Here is a 24,984-nt window from a genome sequence, read left to right as displayed (position 1 = left end):
AATCAGGGGTTTTGCACTATGTAAAATGATTCGCAGCTTTAGAGCGGCTTGGGGTATGGTTGAACTTGAAACAGCTTTTCGTTTAATCTCTTGCGGGCATTATTATGTAGAAATCGAATGTACCTGAACTGCTTAAAACGGCATTCAGTCGCCCTAGCTCGATTTTCTCGCAAGTAGCGTCCTTGAACACCACCCCGAGCTATAGCATTCATAGCAATAGAATGATACCACTCACCATCCAGCTCATAGAACGTTGATTCATGACTGCCTATATAGTCGAAATTGCTCGCTTGATACACAACTCCCTGCTTACCACAGCACTCATCTGCAAACAATTGCACCCACTGAACACAAGGAAGCAGAAGTTTAATTGTTTTTAATGCGTAACTTATGGCTCGGGACTCTGAGTTTTTAGGCATACTGTCATGCAACCAGAGTCTATTTAGCTCCATATACTCCTTATTTCCTGTTCCAGTGACAACGCGACCACCGGAACTGGGGTTTAATGCGTAGCCCCACTGCATAATGCCAACCAACTCTCGCTCCGAAAACACACCTAAATGAAGATAGGAATTATTAACAAAACGCTTGCTATAGTGCTTGCTTGATACGATGACTCTTGCTAACCAACACGGTACTGTTTCGACTCTGAGCTCTCGAGAACCATAACCGACAATGGTTCCGTTATCGGTGATGATTTCCGGTTTTGTTAATATGCGAGATGCTTTTTTATACATTAGGTGTCCATTCTTACCTTTATGATCGATTTTACAGATCAATAATTATTTATTGATTTGTTCCATCGATCATTTGACCACCCAATATCATTGCTCATCCATCTGAAAGGGTTCAGTGAATAATGGTTATTACTCAATTACCTAAGGCATGATAGCAAACGTCAATTGCTGCACCCGAGCCGCAAGGGCTCCAAGTATTCCACGCTACAGAAAACCCTGCTTTTGATAAACCTCGGACGCGCAGCACCCACCCATTCACTTTTGCCCCTCCGTTCTCTTGGATGAAAATGAGAGGTGGTGCTGTAAAAGCTATTGGGAAAACAACGTCAAGCGGCCCACCCAAGGTGAGATTGAAACGCGAAAAAATCTCAATTTTCCCGTCTGCAAACCTTCTCCAGTAGTAACCGGTACCCGAACCCGTTTCTACAATTGCTACTAAGCCGAGGTTTTCTGCAGATAAATTGATGTCGCCAGTACCATCAAACAAAACCCCATTAATTTTTCGAGGTGTCGCTAATTTTCCCGCTGCTGCTGCCGTTCCTGCTGCAATCGCCGCTTTAACGTGTGCAGTTGTCGCTAGCTGCGTGTTATTGGTTGCTGCGGCAGCAGTCGGGGCTGTGGGCGCTCCTGTAAATGCAGGGGATGCCAGCGAGGCTTTTGTTGCGGCCAGCGCTGCGACAAACGCGGTTGTCGCAATCTGCGTTGAGTTCGTGCCTGCGGCTGCGGTCGGGGCTGTTGGTGCCCCGGTTAGCGCAGGTGAAGCCAGTGGCGCTTTGGCCGCCAAAGCTGCATTCATCGTCGCCCAGAGCGGCGGCCAGTTCGTTTAACGTATCAAGCGCACTGGGTGATGAATCAACGAGGGCAGCAACGGCTGCTTTTACAAACGCCGTGGTGGCGAGTTGCTTATCATTAGAGGTTTGTGCCGCCGTTGGAGCAGTCGGCTTGCCAGACAACGTCGAGTTTGCCAGCGGTGCATAGTCAGCAGCTACCAATTTAACGTGTCCGGTTGTCGCTAATTTTGTGCTGTTATCGGCTTTAGGTTGCGTGGGAGCCGTAGGATTACCCGTGAGAACTGGACTGGCATTTAACGCGAATGTCTTTTTTAATGCTGCCAGCAATTGATCGCTTTTCCCGGCATCGGTCGCAATACCCGCATCGGTCATAATAGCAATAATTTCAGCCTGCGCATTTCTGATTGCAGCCTGAACATTATTCATAAATAACGCGGTGACAATGGTTCCCAGCTCTCCCGTTAACGGATTGCCATCATGAAAAACATTATCAGGCGATTCAATGGGGGGCATAAGGTTTTGCATGATTAACTATCCTGATACGAAAAATAACAGAATGTATGAGCGGGTTTTAAATCGTTAAAGACCGATTCAATAACGGTGTCGCCAAACTCCATTAAGCGTTCGCCGACAGCCGATAAACCCGTTCTGAAATAATATTTTTTGGCCGATACGCCAAACACATTCACACGCCACGTCCATATGGCGTCATGCACCATCAGGCGTTCACCGCAGCGGCTGGTGCCGGTTCTGAACGGATGCAGTTCATCAATGGTGATGGCATACCCCAACCGGGATGCCAGCCGGATAAAATAGGGAATACTCAGCCCGCTGGTTTCAGCAATTTTTATCAGTACATTTCCCAGGCGCTGCTGGTAATTACTGTCCGGTGTTGGCGTAATATCGAGAACGCGCTCCCTGTCAGTCAGCAGGCTTTGTGCATAAATGGGTGTGATGCCCCCTAAGACACGGTCGGATAGCTGTTGTGCCGTATCCAGTGCAGCCCCTTCCGCTGCCAGTTCGGCGGCAAGACGAGGCTGTGTCGTGTCATAGGCAACAGGCGGAAGCAGTAACCCTAGCAGTGTTTTGGCACTCATAATGGCACCACCCTGATATTTCCGGCGTGTATCCATTCAATCTTATTTTCATTAGTGATCGGATAAACGTTACCTGCCGGGAGTGTGATATTGCGATCAACCACCCCGGACACCTGCGAAATAATCATTTCTGCCTGGCTATGAATAAACGGGTCGCCGGGAGCCAGTGTTTTGATATAATCAGTCAGCGCGGTAATAATGGCGGCGGTGGCATCAGCAAGCGAAATACCATTTAATAAAACCCCGACGGTAATATCGATATTTTTAATGGTGGGGCCGAGTACCATTGTATTTTTTGCCGTTACCGGGCGAACGTCATCAATATAGGCTTGCACCGCGCTAATGATGTCAGCAGACGGCAGGCCATCCGCTGATGTGATCACCACATCCACCGTCCCCAGCCCACGACGCAACGGGTAGACATAAGCCGAGGTCACACCGGTCACACTCAGCGCCCAGCGTTTATAGTCATATTTATTGCCACCGGCGGGCGGACGCCTGATCAACTCAAGCAGACGGGCCAGTATTTCGGCATCCGTCTCCCTGTCGGTTCCGCCCGCCATCACACTGACCGTGACGGTGCTGTCAAAACCAAACGGCGCACTGGCGAATGTCCCTACTACTGTGGCCGTCGTGTTGCCTGCTGCACCGCTGGTTGATGCCACAGCAGGAATAACCACCGTGCCATCCGCGCCGACCTTTCCTGCCGCCGTCGTCGTATAGGACAGGCTGCCGACAGTGATAACCAGCCCTGCCGTTGCAGGTGCGCCCACATTACCGGTTGCAGTGATGGTGCCGGTGGCCGTCGTCGCCGCTTTACGTGAAATATCACGTAACCGACAGTGCATTTCGAGGAACTCGGTGTCGGCGGTGTCGGGGAAAATCTGCCGGACAATCCAGCCTTGATGCTGATACACAGCGGTGGCGACGCTGGCAACCGACGAGGCCCGGACATAATAATCGCTATCCTTGCCGATATCGGCATCGGGTAACAGGTTACGGATATCACGTAATATCCGGGTGCGGGTTTCCTCGAAGGTGGGGGTGATGTGCGGCATCAGCTCACCCTCACCAGATGTTTAAAGGTCTGCTTTTGTCCCGTGGCATCAACAACGTCAATCAGCAGAATGGCCCAGCCAGGGTTCCCGGCAGAGACTGAGACTGAAACCGACGTGGCGCGCTTATCATCAATCAGCGGTTGCAACGCCTCTTCAGCGTATTGCTGAGCCAGTTTGTACACGCGCGAAACGTCTTTTTCCCGCGCAAGCAGCTGCAGTCGGGAGCCCAGCAAGGGGTCAGCCACCATGAGCCTAATGGCGTTACAAGGTGCAGGTAAACGGAATTGGCTAATGTCGTTGTCGTCGTTCCGGTGTAGTCGCCGGTTGTCGGGTTCAGTAAATTATCCATGCCGCCAGAATGGCAGCATGGATACAAGGGAGGCAGTGGAAGGGGTTCAGTGGTTAAGAGGGGTTTGCCGGGCCAGTCTTGCCGCCCGAGTCGCCATTATGGCCGTGGTACGTCAAGCTAATCTTACCCGCTATGACATCGCCGTCTGTCGAATAATTGCCACCGGTTTGCGTGACATTACCCGTAAACGAGGCACCGCTGCCGCCGCTGATAGCCATACCTTCCTTGCCGGTGATTTTGTCCTGAGCAGTGACCTGCTCGCTGGCCGTGACCATCGGTGTATTAAAATCGGCTTTTTCTTCGGCGTTGACAACAAATTGTTTGCAGTTAACCCAGAACTCATCGCAGTCCGTTTCTATCAGACGCCCGCGCTTAAGCACAATTTTAGCGCCTTCATCGGTATAGAGCGCCACTTCGCCAGACTTGAGCGCCTGCAAGCGATAGGCGGCGTGCTCTGTCGCAATCACGATGCTGTGTGACGTTCGCCCGCCCAGCGGTAATACGATTGCCATCGTTCCCGGCAACGGGTTTGAGGTAAAGCCGTAGTGCTGAAACAGTTCACTGTCCTGCAAGGACTCTCCGGCCAGCCCTTTAGCCTGGAAGGTCTGCAACGGGCCATTGCTGTTTACCCGCGTTAAACGGGTTCGAAATGCAAGGCGAATACGGTTTAACGCCCCGTTAATACGCCTTTCAATATCAGGCCACATCGACAATTTCTGTTTCTCCTTTGCCTTTGCGTTGTTTTTTCTTTTTCGTATAGGCGTCGGGTATCCAGACACCATCCTCTTTGAGCCTGAGCGTGGTGGTTGTGCCGCTCGGGCGGCCACCGTTAAACTCGCGCCCCATCAGAAAATACACCGCATCAATGCTGTGGTACTCGCTGATAACGTGAATGCGCTGCCCTGGCTCCCATAACACACTGTCCGAGGTACGGTGTCCGTGGACAATGGCCGTCAGGCTGTAACCGGATAAACGCGCGTCTGACAGTGCCTTGCGGGCGCGGTAGTTGATTTGTTCCTGGTTGTCCGCATCACCCACGACCATCACCTGGGGTCTGTAGTAACTGACCGTCGGGTCTTTTACCACCGCTTTCATACCGTGCTGGCCGGTCTCGGCGACGCCGGTACTCAGTTCAATGTCGCTGTCTGCATCATCCCCCACGTCGATGATCGCAGATTGCTTCGTGGACGAGTGCGCGTGGCTTTGGGCTAATACCGTCAACTCTGAAAAGGATTTATCTATCGAACTGGCATCGGACAACGACAGCACGTTATTGCCCTTACCATCCAGACGCATGATGAGTGATGCCACCGGAGGTTTGGTGTAATCCGGGCCACCAATGACCAGCGTCCCGTCCGGTGCGAACCACGGCCACAGACCACGCGCAGCACAGGCTCGCAGCAGCATGTCCCAGGCGCGTTAGCCAGGCTCTGCACTGATTTTGTCGCTGCGGATCGTTCCCTCGGACTCAATGAGGATCTTCGTGATACCCAGCGGGCGCACGATTTGCGCCACCACGTCCAGCAGCTCCATCTGGCGTGTGGTGAGTATCGGTGCCGCGCAATCGACCAGCACAGCCGCGCTGTCACGCCCTGAGAGCGACAGTGTGACACCGCCACGCGCCACGGCGCGCTGAACGCCGTCAATACGCCCGGTCAGCACAGTATCATCGCCCACCTTGACCATGACTGGCGCTCCGCGTACCACGTCAGCCGGAAATTTCCCCTCGGGCAGTCCCAGGCTAACGCTCCAGGCATCAGCAGGGATCAGGAAGTCGGAATCAATCTGGTAACGTGACCAGTCGCCGTGCTGTTTACCGTTGATGATAACGGACACTGCTGCCTTATCGGTGGCGGGATTATTCTGCGTAGACATTCAGTTCGTCCCCCATCGCCAGGTTATTCGGGTCACGTAATTGCGGGTTGAGGCGTTGCAGCTCTGCCGCGCGGGAATAGTCCCCGAACCAGCGGTGAGCCATAAGGTGAAGGTTGCCTAGCGCAGTGACGGTTTTCTGCATCAGTTGGGGTTTTTCGTTGATCACCGCTTCGGCCAGCGCCTGCACCGCCGCCGCGACAGTCGCCAACTGATTGATAACCGGTTCATAGGACAATCCCAGAGGCTGAGCACTGCTGCTGATTTCGTCCATCGCCGGTGCGTAGGTTGTCCGGGTGATATTGATGGCGTCCTGTATCATCTGCCGCGTTTCGTTGGCGACCTTCTCGATATCGACTGGTGTTAATACCGCTGAGAGCGCACTATCACTGAGAATGGCACTGGCTTCATCAACGGCCTCCAGTGCCACGGCCACAGCGACAATCGTTATCAGTTCGACAATATCACCCGCGACAAGATTCTGAGGCATATCAACCGGCGTATCGATACGCCCGCTCACCAGATTAACCGGCATGGCCTGGACGGTCTGCAACGCTGAATAAGCGCTCGTCCAGTCAGCCATGATGACGGTGGGAGCGGCGGTGTAATTGGCGGTGGCAATCTGCTGCTGAGTCACTGCCGTTGATACACTGCCCGTGGTTGCCGATACGGCTGTATTTCCGGATGTGCTGCCACTAGAAGTGCCTCCCCCGGACGCGTTGCTGCCGGACGATGACGCCCCGGCCAATAAGGCACCACCGCCGCTGTTGACATAGGTTGCGTGCAGAGAGCTTTTAGATGCGCCCATTTTTAACGACAGCGCGGAGCGCAGGTCGCTGAAAAAAGCCGAGGGTGAATTGATAAAGTCAGTGGTGCCGCTGATAAACCCGCTTATGTCACTGCGGAATATGGTTGTCATGTTGAGGGAGGTTGTTGCCAGACCGCGCACCTTATTCATCATTTTACGCGCCGTGCGCAACGGCTGTGTGATGTTCTCCATCAGGGTATTGGCACTGTCTATCGCGGCCTGTACCTGGTTAAAAATCTCGTCTGCTTTGGATAACGGGGAGTCTTTGACGAAAAACGGGTTGCCGGTTTTTGACTGCACAAACTGAAGATCCAGCGTGCAATAATCCACATACTCGGCATCATGATTGACCTGTAACACGCTGACCAGCATGTTTGGCATTGAACCAAAAATCGGGTGTATCAACTCGGCTGCACCAGGCTTTCTTAATGTTTCAAGCAGCGACTGGAGACGTGACTCGTAATCATCACCCCAGATGACCGCCTGGATCTGCGAACTGTGCGGCTTGAGGCCTAAATCCTGAATATCCGCGCTGTCCTTATTGGGGTATTCGTGCTGGGCCATGTCACGCTGCGCACTGTCGCGGGCATTGATCACATCAAATTTAACGCCTCGGAAAGAGGCATACTGTAACGAATCTTCCCAGGACATTATTGGTACGCTCCATTTGAACCGCGCGTGGCCTGCTGGCTGTTAATTTCATTGGCGGTTTCTGCCAGGACACGGCCATCCACCTCAAGGCGGATCGTTGCCTGGATCGGCCGCTCGGGTTGTTTGGGCTGAATCGGTGCAGGCATGGGGCGCATCCAGTCAGGCAGACCGAGCACGGCAGGCGGCAGACCATTGCCGATATTGGTTGGCTTGCTCCACCAGGTTGAACTGTCATCTTTTTTATCGGTTGATACTGTAAGCTGTTCGACACGAACATCAGGAGCGGGACGAATAACCGTGCCATTATCCGCTGACGTGCCAGGAACGGGCGGCGGACGAATGCCGGTGTCCTGGTTCAGCAGCGGAAACGTTGTGGGCGCAGCAGTGACATAACCGGGAACCCCATAGCTTTCCGGGCTGGGGATATTTATAGCGCGGGGTTTATTCCACCATGCCTTGATTTCGTCCCAGGCATCCAGTGCGCCAGGCTGCGCCCGCAGAGAATCCTGTAGCCGCTCGGTATCGTTCGCATACTGATTCGTCGACAGGCGCTGGCGAGCGTCGTTATCACCGCGCTCAACCTGCACCAGTGGTGCATCCTGCGTTGCCTGATAGACGGAAAGCGGGACTAAGGCTTTTCCGGCGATACGACCTAATCGCCCCCACAAATTAGGCATACGTGTTCCAGGGGGCGTCACTGTCGGCGCGTTAGTGCCTGGAGGAACGGGAGGTGGATTGATACCAGAGGTCGCGGTGGGCGGGCCATATAAAATTTTCCAGGCTGCCAGCAACCCACCGATGGTATAGGCACCTGCGCCTAATGCCGTGATCGCCGTTGTAGCACCAGACAGCGCAGTTGTTAACTCTGGGTATTTTTGGGCGTAGCTGGTCAGCTTAGAAACCAAGTCGCCGTACCAGTCACCCAACGGTTTTGCGGCGTCTTGTTCTGAAAAAAGTTTCTCTGATTCAAATTGCTGTGATTTGTACGCCGATGTCGATGCTATGACTGCAAACGAATCAGCCCCCGCGCCTGTCGCGTTTTTCGTACCGGTAATTTGTTCTTTGATAAAGTCTTTTTTGAGAATACTTGTTTTTAACGCCATCCCAGCCTGCTGGTCGGCCACAATCTTTGACGTGATGGATGAGATCACCAAATCAAGTGATGCAAGAATGTCCTTTTCTTTATCAGTACCTTTGTATTTCTGAGCCGCCGTGCGTAACTTTTGCACACGCTTATCCGATAAAACAATGCCGTCCACCGCTCCCGTGAATGCATCAGTTGCGCCCCTGCAAACGCTTCTCAGCCATATAGTCGGTATAGCCTACTGTACGGCCATCCTTCATGCGGAACTTGTAGCCTTTCAGGGCATTTTGCGTGTCGGCATTGGTGTATTTATCCAGCAAGTTGTTAACATTTATTGATGCTGCACTGTTATCTCCTGCTGTCTCCGCGTTAGCCTGAAGCATCGCCAGCAGTTTATCCAGATCCCCCAGACCGGACATACCTACAGAGTTAGCTTTAGTCATCGTCATCGTCAACGACAACGACAACGACAACGACAACGAGCGGGCCATATCTGCCAGCTCATATTTCCCGTTTTCACCAGAGCGAATGGCTTTGTCGTAAACCGCAGGCAGATCTTCAGCTTTAATCCCAAAATTTTTAATTGCACCGATACCAATCTTTGCCAGGTCTTCCGGGTAGCGCCCGATGCAGTGGCGTATTTCATGATGTCGGGCAGCATTTTTATCGCAGCATCTTCATCCAGACCACCCGCAAAGAGAGCCCTCAGCGTCGTTTGTGCCGCTTCCGGTGTTCCACCGCCATAACGAACAGCTTTCCTTATTGTGTTGTTAATCACAGGTATTTTCTTAATGCGCTCATCAGGGGATAGAGAGTTGTATGCGGTATTCGCAATCTCCGCATTTTTACTTTCAAACGCCATCTGCCGTTGAACGGGGTCTTTGATCACCATTGTTGCAGCGGTCACACCACCCGCCACCGTCATTACACCAGAGCCAACCGCACGCAACTTGTCCATGCGGTTCATGGATTGAGTGGCACCGCTTAACTCCATGCGTAACCGACTGACGCGGTCTGTCATCGCACTAAAAGCCTGTGATTGCTCGCTGGCTGACATTACCCCCATACGTGTAAGACGGCTGTACGCGGCGATGGTCTGCTGGATCTCACGCTGGATCTCGCGCTCGGAACTGATACCGAGCGCGGAGCGGGCGCTGTTGGCGCGTTTAAACTCTTCGCTCAACGCGCGGGATGCCCGGATGCCTTGCTGGCTGTTCTGCTGCTGGGATTTCGCCAGTTCATCACCGGTTTTTTCCGCCGCTTTGGTCTGTGCGACCGCATCCTGTATCGCTTTGCGCAGCACCTTTGAACCGGTATCGCGGGCGGCCAGTGTCAAAGCAAGTTGAAGATTGCGGGCCATTGATTATCTTCTCCCTTTCTTGTTGGCTTTTCTGGGGCGTTTTTGGCGCATTGACTTCACGCGGCGGGTTGTCTGCTCCCCAACTGACGGGGTTTTACCGTGCAACCGGGCCAGTGCCTGGATATAGCCGTCCAGTTCTGAACGGCTCATTACCTCTATTTGCTGTCGGGTGATGCCGTATTTTCCGAGGGCGAGGACGACGCTGCGGTATCCGGCGAGGGCGCTCTCAATGCCATCAGCTTTTTTTTAAGGGCTGAGATTTGCGCGTCGATGAGGTCAAAATCATCATCGGACAACTGTTCAAGCAGTAACTCTGTCGTCACCTTTTCTGCATCGATACCCTCAATCGTCACCACCCGCGCCAGAATACCGACGCGGTAGTGCATCCCTGAGGCGGCACCGTCCGTGGTGCCTTTTTCATCCTGAGTTTCTTCCAGGGCTGCGATGGTATCGCCCACCACTGGCAGACGAACGCTGAACGCAAAATGACGTTTACCGTCCAGCTCGACGCCATACAGCAATGAACTTTGTTCCGTCACCATTATTCCTCCACCCGACGCAGTGCCTGAAACGTGATATCACGCTTGCCTTCGTTATCGACCGTATACTGCGCACCGACACTGGGTAGTGTACGCATCCCAAAACGACACTTTTTTACCGCCACTGCCGGAGAGCGGGTACTGGGTGATTTTCACGCCTTCCATGCCCTCCCAGTCCAGATCGCCGCTCAGGGGGATCACCACCGAGACCGTAACCTGATATTCCCGAATACCGCGCGAAAACTCTTTCGAGCGCCCGGTCTTGTTCATCGTCTTGACCGGTTTACGCCCGGTCTGCGTGTCTTCCTTCAAGTCGGTACACTCGATTTCCTCGCCGTTGATCTCAACGATAATTGCGCCGACATACTCTTCTAAGGCCATGCTATGGGCTCCTTACAGCAACAGGTCGATACGACCGGCGAAAATATGCAACCCGTTCACAACATCAGCCGGAATGCGGCCATTAAGTCGGTTGCTATCCTGCGAATCCCGCTCGATGATGAGTGCCGCTTTGTTCGCATGATCTCCAGCTCTTCGAGCTTGTAGAGCACATCCAGCAGCTCGCTGCGCACCCGGTCAGGGGTGCGGGAACTCAGCTTGTCGCGCGGGAAACGCAACGCGATACGCTCACGACACGCCTTGCGCACATAGTCGAGGGTACGAATGGTGGTGATTCCAGCAGCGATACATCATCAACGCCATCGGCGTTCTTGGTGTAGGTTCTGATTGCCCGGACAATCTGCACCGTGTCACCGGAACCGACTTCAAACGGCGTCAGGCCGTTATACAGGGCATTCTCCTGCTCATTACGCCCCGGACGATCCGCAAGCGCGGTCACATCCAGCGTGCTCATTGCCAGCGTGTTTAACGGACGGGCGGGGTCTTCTTCGCTGGCGATGACGGCGGCATACGCTGCCGCAATCTGCGCCGATGTTTTCACCGAGCCGTTATGCCAGCCCACGGTGATACGGCCATTGTTGATGCTGGCCACAAGCGTTGTGCCGGTGGACAGGGATTTGGGCCATCCCGCCACGCCGATAGCACCGCGCTGCTCAAGCGGGCCGCTCACGTTGTCCAGGTGCGTGCGCAGGGCCGTTAACGCCGCCGACGTGGCGTAAGGGCTGACTACGATGTTATGACCGGCTGCAAACACTGCCGCCAGGGCGGGCGCAATATCCGGGTCGATACCGCCACCGCTCATCGCGGCCACCGTGATGCCGGTGGCTGTGCTACCGGCACTCAGCTTGATATCGTTACCCGCTGCCCCCTTGTTTTTGGCCGTCAGCATGACAACGCCTGCCGCCACCGCAGCCGTGACCGGCAGCGCGGTTTTTTGTGCGATGGCGGTATTCAACGCTGCAGCCACCGTGGCCACCGTGTCGTTAGCAGAGATCGCCACATCAACGCGCACCGTCCCCACCCACAGACTGAGTGCCCCCGAGGCCGTCGCCGTGCCGGTGACAGTGACTTTGCCGCTGGCGGCGGTCGCCACGCTGTCATCGCTGATCCCGATAATCTGCAACTGCAAATAGCTGTTACAGCCAATCGCCTCGGTAGCCATCAGGTGCGCCATCGAACCACGTCCGAACAGGGTAGCGGCCTCTTCATCAGAGAACACATTGACCGCCTGAAGCGGTGTTGCGCTTCCGCTTTCCAGCATCAACACGTTTTGCTGATTGCCGGACAACGTGCGCACAGCCAGGCGGGTATTGAACTCAAAGTATTTCCCTAGCTTGCGAATGCTGCTGCCGATTTGGTAAAACTCAATGTTAGGACTTGCCACTATTCACCCCCCCATCGTCAACGGTGATTTCTGCCGCCTTGCCTTTCTTTGCCACCGTGGTGGCTTCATCATCAGGGACGATCAGCAAATCACCGGCACTCACCTGGCGCAGGTAGTAGGCCGAACGCGCCACCGTGACGACCTCATCCGGGCCGATATAACGGTGCAGATTATCTTCTTGCGGCACCTGAACACCTGGTGCCGCCTTAACCTTGATTGTCATGATGAATAATGTCCTCTGCATCCGGGTTAGCCGGAGTCTGTGGAATGTCATAGCTCAAACGCGTGCTTAACCAGGGCGGATCATCGGGGCTGGTTTCACCGCGATAGCCGTTAAAATACTGTCCGGGTGGAATGCGGACGGGCCGTCAAACGGGTATTTGCCGTTCTCCAGTGCGGTTTCAAACCACTTTGTGTCGAACTCGCAGGCAAAAACCGACAGCGCCTGGTGTTCCAGGTGGGTGTTAAACAGCGAGCGCACCCGCCCAGGCATCAAAAAATCAACCTTCAGCCCGAATTCAGCAAGGTCTTGCCCAGACAACAACCGTCGCACCGCACCGACCATGCGGTAGGTGCCCACTTTATGGAAGTTTGCACCGCCGTGCTGCGAGGCTTCTTCACTGCGGACACTGTACTCACCGACGATCATCACAAACCGCCCGACAACCTCATACTTGCGTTTGCCGATATTAGCGTTTTTGGTGTTCTGGATGCCACCGAACGTCACCCATATGGCAGGCAGGGCGCGGGCGACTTCTCCCGGTTCGCCGTCCAGTTCGCCGCCGTAAGAGCACACGTTCGCAGCCATGCTGCCCTTGCCCTTTTTAAGACGCGCGATCATGGCATTTTCAATATCGCGGATAATCAAAATGCACCTCCCCCGGTGGCGTTCCGGTCAAATGCGCGACCCGATGACTGAAAACGTGCACCGGAACTGGTCTGCTGAACTACCTGGCCGTCTGACGTTCGCCCCAATTCGTGACGACCATCTGCAACACGCTCCAGATAACGCACCGCATCCTCATAGCGCTCCCGGATTTGCTCCGTCACCTGCGTACCCGCACCACACAAGAAATAACGGGCCATATCACAGCAACGTCCCACCAATACACCCGGCGTATCCGGCCACGGCACCGGATAGCGACCGACAAGATAGCTGTCGATTTCAGCACTGGCTCGGGCCAACGCGCCAGACAGCACCTCATCATCCATATCCCCGGTGTACTTACGGTCGGTGAGCTTGATGCATTCCAACTCACCAAACGCCTGAACCATATCGTCACGGGTCACGTACATTATTTTTTCACCTTCGCCGTGTCAGTCGCCGCCAACTGCGCCTGGAGCGCATCACGCTCGGTGGTCAGCGTCGCGTTGCTTTCTTTCAGTGCATGGAATTCACCGGAGAGGGCATCGAGGCGCTCGTTAAGCGATGTAATCTGCTCGACGTACTTCACGGTATTGGCCTCAAGCGTTGCAATAATGTAGCCGCGTGCCTCAGCCAGCACGGCTTCTGCGTCAACATCAGTCCCGGCATCACCACTGACGCGAACGACGATCAACTGCAGCTCTTGCTCCAGCGTCGCCAGCTCTGCGGCGGTAAAATGGTTATCGGTGTATGTCTGGTTTTGGCGCTGTGCGCCATACCGCAGCAACGGAAACCGTCAGTACGGGCAGTGATTTGGATCGGCATTATGCGGCCTCCCCGGTGGAGCCATACGCCATCTGCCAGAACGCGCAACCACCGTTGGCGCGGGCTTCTGCACCAAAACGGAACTTCTTACGCATAAAGAAGTTGTCGTTGTTGTAGTCCGTCTGTTCGACGAAATTCGGCTTTTTACGCTCCTGGTAAATAATGGGTTTCACAGGCTTGCTGATATCGAACAGGAACCACTCGGTATCGGTTTTCAGTTCGGGGACGACCAATACTTCCGCCGTGCCTTTGTACGGGTTCGGAGTGTTATCTGGGAAGCGGTCGGCAGTCATCAGGTAGTTGGCCTCATCCTCCAGGGTGGGCGGAACAACCAGCAGACCGGGCAGGATTTTGAGCGACGCACCTTCCTCATCCTTCATGCTGCGCAGGGCTTTACGTGCTGCACCATAACTGGCCTGTGCGGCGGCAAGACTGGCAGTGGACAGCTTTTTCGTGCCCTTGTTCGACACAGACTTCCCTTTGACGGGATGGTCAGTATCAAAGAACGGCTGGCCGTCATAACATAGGTTGGTAAAGCCATCGCTGACCAGCGCAAACACAATGTCGGCGGGCAGTTCTGCGGCAGACTGGCCCGCTGACTGCGCCTGGATGGCGTAGCCCATCAATTGATCGTCTTCGATATCGTTGCGATCAACTTCGACGGTGGCTTCCCAGTCCTTGTTGCGGATGGTGTAATTAAACGCGGCCAGCGATTTAATGACCTTGTCGCCCACCCATTCACGCATTTTGGGAAAGCGCGACAACCAGGAGTAATCGTTCTCCTTACCCGTTGACGGCACGACCATCGCCACCTTTTTCCAGTCAGACGGCGTTTGGGTAAACGCATTCTGAAAGGTGGTTTTCAGGTTAACGAAAATCGCTTTAACAACTTTTACATTCACTAACACGGTATTTCTCCTTAAATCAGAACCCAGACGCCATCGCTGCCGACAGCCTGAACCTTCCCGGCAACCGGGCGGGCATCGGCATTGCTGGTCTTGGCGACGGTCTGGCTGTCTACGACATAGCAGTCTTTGCAGACGTCAGCCTGTGTCACTGCATCCGCGCCGTGATTGGCAAACTGCCATGCCCGGCCACGTCGTAACAATGCATCCACGCTGCCATTGGCACCCACGCTGTTATCCACCCAGTCGTCACTGACGCCAAGGGTGATTTGTGCCGCAGTGGCTGTCGCGGGAACGGCATACCCGCCCGCATTGGCGGCGATGATATGCCCGCCAAAAATCTCTGTTGCCGCCGCGACAGGAACGGAGAACAGCAGCCCGTCACGCTGAGGCGTATTGCGATCACTCATTGCCTTCTCCTTTTATGAACTTGGTGACGTCAGCCGGATTAACGCCCATCATGGCGCAGATAGCGACATCCACTTCCTCGTCGTCCGGGCTGGTGTCGGTTTTGGGTTTAACGCCTGCGGGCGGCTGGCCCCCGGTCTGGATGGTGGTCAGCGCGGCGATTTTGGGCGCTTTGTCCAGTAAGGTTTTAAGGCTGTCCGGGGAGGATTGAGCCAGGGATTCCGCCCAGGCTTTTTGCGCCGGAAGCAAACAGCCATCCGACAGCGCGGCGGCAATAAGCTCCGCACTTTGTTGTTGCGCCAGCGCCGCGACGTTGCTGTTTGCGGTTTCCAGCGCCTGGGCGACGGATTGCTGCATCACCTCAACCGGCACCCATTTGGCCGGATCGGGACTGGCAATCTGCGCGGTGAGCGCGGCGACGTTTGCGGCATCCTCCGTTAGCTTTTCAATCAGATTGAACGGGGTGGCAGACAGTGTCTGAAAGGATGCCGCTGCCGTTCCGGCGCTTGCTGAGGCCAGTTGATCAATGAGCTTATTCAGCTCGGCGGTAATGTCTTCTGCGGTTGCTGTGATCGGTAAATTCAGCATCCAGCGTAGACGCTCCAGTAATTCGTCCATAATGTCCTCTTGGGTTGATGATGTGACGGCCAGAAGTGAGGCTGCGGCAAGCATGATCTCATCCATTCCGTCAACAGCGGGGGTGTTGGTGAGCGCGGCGTGCAGGAGCTGCAAGACGCGGCCTGATTTGTCGTAAGAAAAAACCGGGGAAATAAAACGGTAGGCACCTTCGGCGATCATCTTCGCGGCGCTGTCTGTCCAGGTAACATCGACCGCAAACAGACCGTCACCCTCACGCCACTCCAGCGTTTTGAACCATCCCGCCGCAGGTGCAGGCAAGCTGTTCTTGGCCGCACGCAGAGTCTGGTGTTCAAAGTCAATAACGTAAGGGGTTTGCTGTGCGTTAGCTGCCGCGATCAATGCCTGTGCCACCTCGGCAGTCATTATCCAGGCGTCGCACTCGGCGGGACGGCCATCACGCGCCCGGAACTCACCAGCGGGGAACAACTGGATGACGCCGAGAGAGGCTTTATTGATTTCTGCCGACAGGGCGGCGACAGGTGATCAGTGGAAGAGGTTCAGTGGGTATATAAAGAGGCTTGTTTTTATCTTGCCACGCCAAACGGGGTTATGACAATCGGTGTAACCCCTTTTAAACCCCGTTTAAATCGCGTTGTAAGCCCCTTAACGGTGTAAGGGGCGGTTAGCGTATGGCGTGACACCCAAAATCCGCGCTGTGGCGCTTTTATGAAAGACAGGGCGTTAACCGTCGATGACGCGTTGCAGATAGTTCTGCGCAGTGTTTTCCATACTGTCCACATCAGACTCGGTCAGGTGCAGGAACGGACGCGCGGGGATGGTGATTTTGTACTCGCCGATGGTATTCCACTGCGAAAAATTGGATTTGGATTTTTTCACGAACCGATTGCCGACGCTGCCGTCTTTGTGCTGTTTGTAGTAAGCCCGCTGGCTGCGGGCGGGCATATTGATGGTGCCGCCCTCTTGGTGGATGCGGGCATACACTACATTTGTGCCGACGGTAGCGCTGTCGTTGTCGTGATACTCGCTAATGCTACTGGCAAGCCGCCCGCGCTTTTGCAGAATTTTACCGCCCTGGCGTGTCCGGGCATAACGCGGACTCCAGCTCGCCCAGGCAGGGCGGCCTTGCTGGGCAAAGTTTTCCTCGACCGCGTCATGCATGGCCGCTGCCAGTTCGCGCATCAGCGGCTGGCGCTGTTCCAGGCGGTTAATCAGTTCGCCCAGGCCGTGCTCAAAGTCACTAATGTCATATTTGATTTCGTAGCTACCGCTCATAAATTACCCGGTGTATACTGAAAGTGCGGTGGATGGAGAGTTGTTTCCAATGGGTAACGGTTGCGGCTACGCCTTGAGCGTTTGAGCATGATCCGGTTCGAGTCCGGCGCTGTTCATCCCACCGCTTAATCAAGACTGCCCCACAGCACTTCGTTAATCCCTTTGTTTCTCAGTGATTCATCATTCGCCAGGATTTTCCCTGTTCGTATCAGATTGGTTTTTATCCGCTCTTTCTTTCCACCTTCTGTCGGTCGGGCCTTTAGCTCGCGGTCAATGAACACAACCAGCTTGCCGGACGTATCGGGCAAATCCAGCACATAGGTTAAGGCCGCATCGGCTTTCTGTGTGTTGTAGAGAATGGCTTTAGGATTGAGGATAAACTCAGTCAGGCGCTGCCATAGCGACTCAGGAAGCTGAGCGTCTTTGCTGTCACGTAGGGCGTGCAACAGGTTCTCATCGGTCAGTGTGATCACCGCTGATTCCACCGCCACCCCTTTCTCGAAAAGCCGATCAACCACCTGCGGCGGCAGTGCGCCGACGTGCCGGAGCTGGCCGCGTGCCTGTTTGTTCAGCAGTGTGTTATTAACGAATGTGTTAACATCGGTTGAAACGGCATTTAACAGCGTCTCGTTACCCAGCGTCTGACGAACGGCTAGCGATGCCAACTGCGGCTCGGCGACGGCGGAGCGCTCAAGCAGCCGCTGACCGAGGGCGGCAAGATATCCCTGGCCGGGGTTGTGACCAAACCCCGCATCCGGCGTATACAACTGGCCGTTCCACTTGATCGCACTAACCATGCGCGAGTCATTCGGCCCCCACGCCTGTTCGACCTCGACGATCTCGCTGTGTTGGACAGTCACTCCGCGCTTATCCACGTCGGCCTGAGATAACGCGCAAACGCGGCAACGGCAGTGATAACCATCAGGCGGATACATAAATTGCCAGACCGGGTCATCAATCCTTGCGGTGTAGCCATGTAACGCGGCATGGCTTGGGCGAATGTGGGTGTCCATGATCCCCACGCGCTGCAAGTAGGGGCGAAAGTCTGCGTTAGCGAGCTGCTCCTCGTAACGGCCCGCGTTATACGCCGCCTGCATATTGGTTTCAAAGATAAGGTGCGCAGACGGCGCGGGGTGAGTTTTTTCCCTTCAAGCACGCCGTCTTCATCGGCTTTCAGTCCCGTACCCAACCAGCCCTTTTGCGCAAGAACGGGATGTAACCGACGCCTGAACTGCTCCAGCGTTTCACCATTTTTCAGCGCGGTATTGAGACCTCCCCGGATATCCTCTAACACATCCTGCTTGAGAATACCGGCAACTGTGAACGCCGTGGCGTGGGCGTGGGCTTCAACGTCATGCCAGTTAAAACCAATGGCGTACCCCTTCGACTCAAAATAGCGGATCGCTTCTTCGGGTTTCAGACCAATGGCATACGCCAGATTGACGTCGCCGGGGTTAGCTGTCGGCATTCAGTCGCCCCCACACATCCGCGACAAACAGCGCCTGTTTCAGCAACTGCTGGAGCTGTGCGTCATCAAGCAAGGGATAGCTGGCCGCGATGATATCCAGCGCATCGTCCGGCGTTTGTCCCTGCTGTAACGCCGTGACCAGTGGCGCAATCAACGCCTGCATGGCATCGTTGATCGCTTCCGGCGTTGAGCGGGCGCTGTCGAGTGCCACCTGTGCCGGGTCACTGATCTCCCCAGGCACCGTGCTGAGTGCCGCAAAAGAGCGATATGGGGAGACGGATAATTCGGCCAGCGGTGCCGGTGTCGGCGCACCTTCGAGCACCGGCTCATCATTCTGCGGCACAGGGATACCGACTTTTTTGTGTATCCATGACAGCGGGATGGTTTTCATTCCGGCCTGGACAAGCGTAGACACGCCGGTCGAGAACGAACCAATATCCTCTAATTCGCTGGTATCGAACACGAACTTAGGCAACCGGCGGCGACTGACCTGGTAGCCGTTAATAGATAAGAGCATATGTATCATGCCCTGGAAGAACCCGTGCAACTGCTTTGCGTCGGCGACCAGAATATCGTGCCGCACTTCGTTGTGGACGTTGCCCAGGGCGTTGGTTGAGGTTTTGCTGTCTGCCTGGCTGGTGAGCGTTCCCCCGAGTACCGCTTTTGAGACCGTGCGTTCGCACCAGTCGATCATCGCCATAAACGGATCGAGTTGCCCGTCGGCAGCGGCTTCAAACGAGATTTCACTACCCTGCGGGATAATACCGGCGGCATTGTGGCCGAGTGTCACCAGTGCGTGCAACAGCGCGTTTTTTTGTTCGTCAGATGAGCCTTCCATGTACTTGCCAACGCGGGCGGGCAAGCCGTAAATCTCCAGGAACTCGGCAAAATCACGCACGCTGTAGTTCTTAAACAGGTACGGCCAGACCAGCACGCGATATAACCCGGACTGTGCAACATAGCCTGATTTGGCATTGTGGGTGTGCACCAGCCAGCCGAACGGCCACAGTTCGGCACCGTTCATGCTGCCATCTGACAGGCGCACCGTGTCATCAATCTCGGGGTTAGTACAGAACCAGCGATGTGGGCGCAACGCTATTCTGTCGGGCAACCAGATATTCCCCTCAAACTCCCAGTGCTCAATTTCCTGTGCGGAGAAACCGTGGCCGATGGCTTCCGCCGCGTTGAGGATAATGTCCTCAAAATTGGGAATATCATCCATCCACTCGGTGATCATCGCCGTGAGGTTTTTCTCTTCGGCTGTTGCGTTGCGCGGTGGTTCGATACTCCAGTCCAGCCCCAGCAGGGCATTCTTGCGCTTGGACATCTCAGAAAAGATATGCCCGTCCTTCTCAATCATGTCCTCAAACAAATCCGCCTGAGCGGATAAATCCCCGCGCTCTGCGGGCTTTTCAGCACTTCGCGATTAAGCGGGCGGCCAAACTGATCCACAATCTGAGCCATAAACTACCAGTCTCCAGAGCCAAAACGACTTCCCCGGTCATCAGAATAACGGGGAGCAGGGGTAAATGAAAATGCGCCAAATCCAGACACGGCCAGCGCCCACAACATATGTAAGGCATCCGGGCCATCGTCATGGTCAGCCATAGGGAAGTGCCGCAACTGGTCAATCAGCGTTGTCTGGCTGGAATGCAGCCGTATCAGGCCGTTTGCCATATGTGGCTGCAAGGACTCGATGCGCAGCAGCTTGTCGCTGTGCGGAGTGACCGCGCGTGCAGGCACAGGGATGCCCGCCGCCGCACTGCGTTTTACGAGTTCGGTGCGCAGGAACTCCTGAAACTGTACGGCCTCAACGGACCACACCAGACAGCCGTAAATACACTGTAATTCGATAACATCAGAAATAATCTTGTCGGGCAGGCGCTTACGGATAGCAGCCTCCACCACATCCAGAATGCCGGTGTGACGGTTAAAGCCGCCGACCATCAGTGCGGACGGGCCACGACTGGAGCCGGCTTTGCTGAGACTGGGGTCACACGCGCCATAGAAGATCCACTCATTGAGCCGGTTTACCCAGAACGTAATACAGTGGGCAAAGGGCGCATCTTCACCGCTGACCGGGTCATTCTGGTACTCGGAATCAAAGGTACTGTGACCGTCGCGGGCGCGGATCAACATCAGCGTCAATATCGGACGTGCAGACCAGGACACCACCGCGCCCTCGTCCATTTCGAGCTTGTGGTTCTGGTAAAACGCGTTCGCCATCCATTCGCCGTTACTGTCGTTATTGCGCAGGATCTCTTCCCATTCGTCCCACAACGACATATTGACCGGCCACTGGATAACGGCTTTAAAGCGTGCCGCTTTCCACAGGGGATTTTTCAGGGTGCGCGACAGGACGGAATCGTAATGCAGGATGGTGCCGATATAGATAACGTCGAACTTAGCGCCCGCACCACCGAGCGGCAGGATGGTTTTTTTCAGCCAGTTATCCAGCTTGTCGCGCTGCTCCGGGCTGCGCACTTGCTCGTCGTTTTCGATATCATCCAGCACCACCAAATCAGGGCGGTAAGAGCCGTGGCGCAGACCGCGCAGCTTTTTACCGCTGCCCGCGACCTGCACCTTGATATCGTTGTGCGTAACAATGGTTCCGGCCTGCCAGACACGGCCACCGCCTGCCACCTCGGGGAAATCCATGTCAATGCGGGGTTAAACGCCAACTCGGCCTTGATGGCTTCCAGCATCGGGTAAGCCTGATCAATGGAGTCCATCACGATGACCAGGTAATGCTTGAAGCCACAGATGATGTACCACAGCGAGAACAACTGACTGACCAGCGTTGATTTTGCCTCGCCACGCGGCGCGGCTATCGCATCATTTTCGCCTTTGGTACTGGCGATAATCTCCGGCAAGCGCGTAAACAGGTACTTATGCAGTTCGCTCTTGTCTTTGTGGCGCACATAGTGCGGGAAGTAATGCTCGACAAAATAGCCATACCCGCTGACCGGGTCGAATACGCGGGCACGTCGCTCAGCAATGGCCGCCGCAGACGGATCAAAGCCGACACATTCGGCCTCGATAGTCCGGCGTAGCGTTGCCGCCAGTTCTTCCAGCTCTTTGGCAAAGTCTTTGGCTGTGAGCTTTTTAGTCACCCTAAACCCCTGTAAAAAATGAGACCTCTCTGATAGGGTTCAAACGTGAATTATCACCATGCTAAAGAGGGCTTATATGTCTGTTAAAACAACACTCACTATTGACCAGAAGATCCAAATAGCCGAAATAGCGAAAGAATTGACGAATACCATCCTGAATAATGGTCGGCTTGCGGTTCGAAGTATCCTTCCAGAACTGCGTTCAGAAGACCTTCAGACCGTTTATAAGGCGGTCTATAAGATGGTTGCTGATAGCGTCATTGAAGATTAACCTGAGTTCGTCGAATAGCCTTCGCGGCTTCATCCGGGCCACAAAGGCTATTTACTGCATTCAGCAGCGCGTCGTGAAAATCAGGGTGGTACATTCGTCTTCTGAAAATTCCGCGCACATTACGTCCATAATGCGTTTTCTTAATTGCTCACGCGCTTTCACTGGTTCGTATATTTCCACTGTTTAATCCCCGCTTAATGCCGCGTTAATCTCGTTGATAATGCGCCTTTCGGCCTCATTGGTCGATTCACCCTAGCCCACCAACAGCTCATACTTGACGCCATCCGCCCACACAAAAACACTGTCGTGATAGCCGCGCTCTATGCGGGCAACACTGCTGACCATCACGACATTTTCATGGTTAATACGGATTAGAACGCGGCGACGGCAGCGAGTATCAGCAGATTCGGCCAGTAGGTTTTAAATAGCGCTATCACAGCTACGGCCTCCCCATGTCAGATAACGCGGGGCTAACTCATGCAGAATGCGCTGCGGATAGTGGCGATTCTCGCGCCAGTTGGCCGCAGCACGTCCGGCATTGATGATGGCAACATGACCAAACCAGCGCTGACGGTCTAACCCGCGCTGTTCCGCCAGTTTTTGATCGCGCTGCACCCAGCCCAACCCGCCGTTGTAGGCTGATAGCGCCATTGCCATGCGTTCACACTAGTCGTGAGCACTGATACGCTCCCATAGCCAGCGGTCATAGCGTGTTAAGGCTCGAATAGCCCAGGCGGGGTTAAAAGGTTGATTGGATGCTAAGTCAGGCATCGTGCGGCTGAACCAGTCAGCGATTGAGGGCATAAACTGCGCCAGCCCCTGAGCACCCACCGGGGAGACAGCGCGAGGGTTCCTGCCGCTCTCCTGGTGAAGCTGGGCGGCAAAATCAGCAACCGGGGCATTGATACCCCAGTCCAAACGCGCACTGCGGATAACATCACTACGGTAAGCCTGTGCCGCAGCCGATGGCTGTGCGGCGTTCGCATAACCAAAAAAATCGCCAGCCCACAGCACAGCCGCCGTAACCAGCGTATCGAACAACTTCCACCAGAAGTTATACCTGTCAGTACGTGGTTGACTGTGTAACATCAACGTCATGCCCAAAACCAGCGACGTAACCACAATCCAGGTGATTTGCGGCCAGCCCATGATCACAACCCCATCGCCACAGCCAGGCAGACGGCAGCAACGATAATCGCACGGCGAATAAACGCCGCTGCAAATACCTGCTCGCAGCCCGGTTTAACCAGATAGAGGCCGGATTGCATCAAGGTGGGCGAGTGCTCCAGGTATTGCCCCGGTGTGGCCTTGGGGAACAACGAGCGATCGAGCCAATACCCCAGCACAGCAGACAGCGTAATCAGTGAAATCTTATAGATAACAACGGCGAGTTGCTGCGGCGAGACCAGGGCAATAAGCACCAATAGCAGCACAGCCATGAACTGCCAGCCCAGCAGCCGTTTAAGGCGGGTGATACGAAAGATTTTGTTGTTGAAAATGTTCATGAAACCACCTCGTATATGTGAGGTGGTCAGTATTGAATTACGCGGGGCGGTGAGTCAGTGGAAGGGGTTCAGTGGGATTATGGCACATCAATGATTTGCAATTCACCAGGCTCATCATCTTCTTTTACAACCATGTACTCACCTTTTGATTTTGCATTGTTAATCAAAGGCAAGTATTTGTGTACTGTACGCCAAACGTCCACATCCTGTTCACGTTTAACCTCACCGCATTCATAACGCTCGTTCATTGAATCCGTATCATTAATTTTATCTGGATTAGATACGAGCAAAATTTTCCGCCACGCACAAGCTTTGACAAAATCTTTAGGAATATAGTCTGCGTCACCTGGCTTACCTCTGCCCATCCTGTAGTTAAAAGCAAGATTCCGCTGCACCTGATAACCATCTTTAACAGCTTCTGCGATGGCTTCGCTTTCATTACCTTCAGGTTTAAAGCCAGCTAAAGTGGAAGAACTAAAAGCAACCTCACAAAAAAGGATCGCGCTTAGGGTCTTAAGTTTCATTATGCTTTCCCTTAAAAAGACTTTGCTGTGAATGTGTTACCGCACTTTTGCTCTCCCGCACCAGTTCCCATGCGAACCGGTCAGAAAAGCCGTACTTGGGGCAAAGTACCGTCATCGCCATCAGACCAGAGCTGCCGCCATCGCGTAACGCAGCAAACTCAGACAAAAAGCGCTCATTACGCAACGCTCTCAGGGCGCGGTCACAGCGTGGCAGATAGAGGATTTCACCCCCAAAGTTTTTGACCAGCAACGCTGCTTTGTCTTTGCCAATCGTTTCTCGTAACAACCCTGCACGCTGTGCGCCTAGCGCTTTCATACCTTTGCCAATCGGGAACGTCGTGCCGCCAAACTTCTCTAAAAGCTGGGCGGTTGCCGGAAAGCCGATGAGGTCGGCTATTTGCAGGACTACATCGGGCAGAAGCCCGGCAACGCGTTCCAGTTCCATGATTAACCCTCGGTTTTTTGGCGACGTTTGGCGTCGATGATCAACGCCTGCATGAGTTTGGTCAATTGCTGTATATCCAGCCAGTCAACATATCGTACACCAAGCATATGCTGTGCCATAGTCTCGGCATACTGCCACGGGCGCTTAGCATCAGTCAGCAGCGCCTCAATCTTGCTGAGTATGGTTTTTTTGCTGGCCGGAACGCTCGGCTTGCGACCGTGCTTTTTCGCCTTGCGTGGGTAGCCCTGCTGGTGCATATACTCCTTAATTCGCTCCAGTTCGGCGAGGGTACAGAGGGTGGATGAAGACTTGCCCGTCAGTCGGGCCAGCACACTACGGTAGGTCACATCATCCCACCCGAGCGTGGTTTGACCGGCCTTGATCGCACCAATCATACGGCGTTGCTGAATATTCATGGCTGTTGCTCCTCACACTCATTACTTAATTGTGCCTGACCGGTCACACCCGTTAAATTCAAACGCCAAAATCACGCGTAAACCAACATGGTGCTTCACCCTTGAACAAGCTATTACAGCCCGCAGGCAATGCCTCATGACAACGAGGGCAAACACCCAGTTCCGCCTCTTGCCGCGCCAGACGCTCGCTATCGCAAAGTATCAGCAGAGAAAAATAATCCGTCTTGCTATACGGCTC

28 protein-coding genes and 7 pseudogenes are annotated in these 24,984 nt (G+C 54.4%); 1 reads left to right on the top strand and 34 read right to left on the bottom strand.

The features are described from left to right. Positions 1-38: 38 nt before the first annotated feature. From CS369_RS22210 to terL, 28 genes and pseudogenes are all read right to left on the bottom strand, one after another. Positions 39-737, bottom strand: coding sequence for a protein mom (locus tag CS369_RS22210; RefSeq protein WP_196908738.1), 699 nt, complete (start codon positions 735-737; stop codon positions 39-41). 133 nt (positions 738-870) lie between these two features. Further along, positions 871-1,224: a hypothetical protein gene (locus CS369_RS22205; RefSeq protein ID WP_196908737.1), complete on the bottom strand. Its 354-nt coding sequence runs from the start codon at positions 1,222-1,224 to the stop codon at positions 871-873. A gap of 100 nt (positions 1,225-1,324) precedes the next feature. Further along, the gene (locus tag CS369_RS25415; protein WP_196908736.1) at positions 1,325-1,954 is read right to left on the bottom strand and encodes a hypothetical protein; all 630 of its coding nucleotides are present in this window, start codon (positions 1,952-1,954) and stop codon (positions 1,325-1,327) included. 101 nt (positions 1,955-2,055) lie between these two features. Next, positions 2,056-2,625 (bottom strand): YmfQ family protein, encoded by a 570-nt coding sequence (locus CS369_RS22195; RefSeq protein ID WP_196908735.1) that lies wholly within the window; start codon positions 2,623-2,625, stop codon positions 2,056-2,058. Then, a complete protein-coding gene (locus CS369_RS22190) occupies positions 2,622-3,683 on the bottom strand; it encodes a baseplate J/gp47 family protein (RefSeq protein ID WP_196908734.1) in 1,062 nt (353 codons plus the stop codon). The genes CS369_RS22195 and CS369_RS22190 overlap by 4 nt, the downstream gene beginning before the upstream one ends. Continuing rightward, the gene (locus tag CS369_RS22185) at positions 3,683-3,931 is read right to left on the bottom strand and encodes a phage GP46 family protein (RefSeq protein WP_307833747.1); all 249 of its coding nucleotides are present in this window, start codon (positions 3,929-3,931) and stop codon (positions 3,683-3,685) included. The genes CS369_RS22190 and CS369_RS22185 overlap by 1 nt, the downstream gene beginning before the upstream one ends. Before the next feature lie 154 nt (positions 3,932-4,085). Then, positions 4,086-4,739 carry a phage baseplate assembly protein V gene (locus tag CS369_RS22180; RefSeq protein ID WP_196908740.1) on the bottom strand — a complete coding sequence of 218 codons (654 nt, stop codon included), beginning with the start codon at positions 4,737-4,739 and terminating at the stop codon, positions 4,086-4,088. Beyond that, positions 4,729-5,907, bottom strand: a pseudogene (locus CS369_RS22175) (phage baseplate assembly protein). Before CS369_RS22175 ends, CS369_RS22180 begins: the two are co-directional and overlap by 11 nt. After that, on the bottom strand, positions 5,891-7,363 hold the full coding sequence (locus tag CS369_RS22170) for a DNA circularization protein (protein ID WP_196908733.1): 1,473 nt from the start codon (positions 7,361-7,363) through the stop codon (positions 5,891-5,893). The pseudogene CS369_RS22175 and the gene CS369_RS22170 overlap by 17 nt, the downstream one beginning before the upstream one ends. Next, positions 7,363-8,592 (bottom strand): hypothetical protein, encoded by a 1,230-nt coding sequence (locus tag CS369_RS22165; protein WP_196908732.1) that lies wholly within the window; start codon positions 8,590-8,592, stop codon positions 7,363-7,365. The genes CS369_RS22170 and CS369_RS22165 overlap by 1 nt, the downstream gene beginning before the upstream one ends. Positions 8,593-8,638: 46 nt before the next feature. Then, positions 8,639-8,890 carry a hypothetical protein gene (locus tag CS369_RS22160; RefSeq protein WP_196908731.1) on the bottom strand — a complete coding sequence of 84 codons (252 nt, stop codon included), beginning with the start codon at positions 8,888-8,890 and terminating at the stop codon, positions 8,639-8,641. A gap of 8 nt (positions 8,891-8,898) precedes the next feature. After that, the gene (locus CS369_RS22155; protein WP_196908730.1) at positions 8,899-9,807 is read right to left on the bottom strand and encodes a hypothetical protein; all 909 of its coding nucleotides are present in this window, start codon (positions 9,805-9,807) and stop codon (positions 8,899-8,901) included. A 3-nt stretch (positions 9,808-9,810) separates the two neighbouring features. Next, positions 9,811-9,957 carry a hypothetical protein gene (locus CS369_RS22150; protein ID WP_196908729.1) on the bottom strand — a complete coding sequence of 49 codons (147 nt, stop codon included), beginning with the start codon at positions 9,955-9,957 and terminating at the stop codon, positions 9,811-9,813. Positions 9,958-9,962: 5 nt separating this feature from the next. Beyond that, positions 9,963-10,349, bottom strand: a complete 387-nt coding sequence (locus tag CS369_RS22145; protein ID WP_196908728.1) for a hypothetical protein — start codon at positions 10,347-10,349, stop codon at positions 9,963-9,965. A gap of 51 nt (positions 10,350-10,400) precedes the next feature. Beyond that, positions 10,401-10,727 carry a phage tail protein gene (locus tag CS369_RS22140; RefSeq protein WP_244665186.1) on the bottom strand — a complete coding sequence of 109 codons (327 nt, stop codon included), beginning with the start codon at positions 10,725-10,727 and terminating at the stop codon, positions 10,401-10,403. 12 nt (positions 10,728-10,739) lie between these two features. Beyond that, a pseudogene (locus CS369_RS22135) lies at positions 10,740-12,129 on the bottom strand (phage tail sheath subtilisin-like domain-containing protein). Next, positions 12,116-12,352 carry a hypothetical protein gene (locus CS369_RS22130; RefSeq protein WP_196908727.1) on the bottom strand — a complete coding sequence of 79 codons (237 nt, stop codon included), beginning with the start codon at positions 12,350-12,352 and terminating at the stop codon, positions 12,116-12,118. The pseudogene CS369_RS22135 and the gene CS369_RS22130 overlap by 14 nt, the downstream one beginning before the upstream one ends. A 66-nt stretch (positions 12,353-12,418) precedes the next feature. Beyond that, positions 12,419-12,997 carry a phage protein Gp37 gene (locus CS369_RS22125; protein ID WP_244665185.1) on the bottom strand — a complete coding sequence of 193 codons (579 nt, stop codon included), beginning with the start codon at positions 12,995-12,997 and terminating at the stop codon, positions 12,419-12,421. Further along, positions 12,994-13,425 carry a gp436 family protein gene (locus CS369_RS22120; protein ID WP_196908726.1) on the bottom strand — a complete coding sequence of 144 codons (432 nt, stop codon included), beginning with the start codon at positions 13,423-13,425 and terminating at the stop codon, positions 12,994-12,996. Before CS369_RS22120 ends, CS369_RS22125 begins: the two co-directional genes overlap by 4 nt. Beyond that, complete coding sequence (locus tag CS369_RS22115) at positions 13,425-13,781, bottom strand: hypothetical protein (protein ID WP_196908725.1); 357 nt, start codon at positions 13,779-13,781, stop codon at positions 13,425-13,427. Before CS369_RS22115 ends, CS369_RS22120 begins: the two co-directional genes overlap by 1 nt. A 37-nt stretch (positions 13,782-13,818) precedes the next feature. After that, entirely contained in the window at positions 13,819-14,727 is a 909-nt protein-coding gene (locus CS369_RS22110; RefSeq protein WP_196908724.1) for a Mu-like prophage major head subunit gpT family protein, read from the bottom strand. Positions 14,728-14,738: 11 nt separating this feature from the next. Continuing rightward, positions 14,739-15,134: a hypothetical protein gene (locus CS369_RS22105; protein WP_196908723.1), complete on the bottom strand. Its 396-nt coding sequence runs from the start codon at positions 15,132-15,134 to the stop codon at positions 14,739-14,741. Next, positions 15,127-16,197 carry a phage protease gene (locus CS369_RS22100; protein ID WP_244665184.1) on the bottom strand — a complete coding sequence of 357 codons (1,071 nt, stop codon included), beginning with the start codon at positions 16,195-16,197 and terminating at the stop codon, positions 15,127-15,129. The genes CS369_RS22105 and CS369_RS22100 overlap by 8 nt, the downstream gene beginning before the upstream one ends. Before the next feature lie 255 nt (positions 16,198-16,452). Then, positions 16,453-17,004, bottom strand: a complete 552-nt coding sequence (locus CS369_RS22095) for a phage virion morphogenesis protein (protein WP_196908722.1) — start codon at positions 17,002-17,004, stop codon at positions 16,453-16,455. A gap of 125 nt (positions 17,005-17,129) precedes the next feature. Next, positions 17,130-17,864: a hypothetical protein gene (locus CS369_RS25410; RefSeq protein ID WP_374191103.1), complete on the bottom strand. Its 735-nt coding sequence runs from the start codon at positions 17,862-17,864 to the stop codon at positions 17,130-17,132. A gap of 90 nt (positions 17,865-17,954) precedes the next feature. After that, a pseudogene (locus tag CS369_RS25405) lies at positions 17,955-18,101 on the bottom strand (phage minor head protein); the annotation flags it as partial. A 357-nt stretch (positions 18,102-18,458) separates the two neighbouring features. Next, positions 18,459-19,936: pseudogene (locus CS369_RS22085) on the bottom strand (DUF935 domain-containing protein). A gap of 3 nt (positions 19,937-19,939) precedes the next feature. Then, a pseudogene (terL, locus tag CS369_RS22080) lies at positions 19,940-21,585 on the bottom strand (phage terminase large subunit). Between the two features lie 76 nt (positions 21,586-21,661). On the opposite strand from terL, the gene CS369_RS22075 reads away from it, so the two are divergent. Continuing rightward, positions 21,662-21,856: a hypothetical protein gene (locus tag CS369_RS22075; protein WP_196908721.1), complete on the top strand. Its 195-nt coding sequence runs from the start codon at positions 21,662-21,664 to the stop codon at positions 21,854-21,856. A 420-nt stretch (positions 21,857-22,276) separates the two neighbouring features. Here the strand turns inward: CS369_RS22075 and CS369_RS22070 are convergent. The 6 genes and pseudogenes from CS369_RS22070 to CS369_RS22625 form a co-directional block, all read right to left on the bottom strand. After that, positions 22,277-23,005, bottom strand: a pseudogene (locus CS369_RS22070) (transglycosylase SLT domain-containing protein). 2 nt (positions 23,006-23,007) lie between these two features. Next, positions 23,008-23,361: a putative holin gene (locus tag CS369_RS22065; protein ID WP_196908720.1), complete on the bottom strand. Its 354-nt coding sequence runs from the start codon at positions 23,359-23,361 to the stop codon at positions 23,008-23,010. A gap of 77 nt (positions 23,362-23,438) precedes the next feature. Then, positions 23,439-23,885, bottom strand: coding sequence for a hypothetical protein (locus tag CS369_RS22060; protein WP_196908719.1), 447 nt, complete (start codon positions 23,883-23,885; stop codon positions 23,439-23,441). Next, positions 23,875-24,330 carry a Mor transcription activator family protein gene (locus tag CS369_RS22055; RefSeq protein ID WP_196908718.1) on the bottom strand — a complete coding sequence of 152 codons (456 nt, stop codon included), beginning with the start codon at positions 24,328-24,330 and terminating at the stop codon, positions 23,875-23,877. Before CS369_RS22055 ends, CS369_RS22060 begins: the two co-directional genes overlap by 11 nt. A gap of 2 nt (positions 24,331-24,332) precedes the next feature. Further along, complete coding sequence (locus tag CS369_RS22050; RefSeq protein ID WP_196908717.1) at positions 24,333-24,746, bottom strand: gp16 family protein; 414 nt, start codon at positions 24,744-24,746, stop codon at positions 24,333-24,335. Between the two features lie 58 nt (positions 24,747-24,804). Further along, positions 24,805-24,984: pseudogene (locus CS369_RS22625) on the bottom strand (hypothetical protein); the annotation flags it as partial.

Origin of the sequence: Candidatus Symbiopectobacterium sp. 'North America', from assembly GCF_015762685.1 — a bacterium.
Taxonomy (GTDB): domain Bacteria; phylum Pseudomonadota; class Gammaproteobacteria; order Enterobacterales; family Enterobacteriaceae; genus Symbiopectobacterium.
The sequence above is the reverse complement of the archived record's forward strand: the minus strand, read 5'-3'. Positions and strand labels throughout refer to the sequence as shown.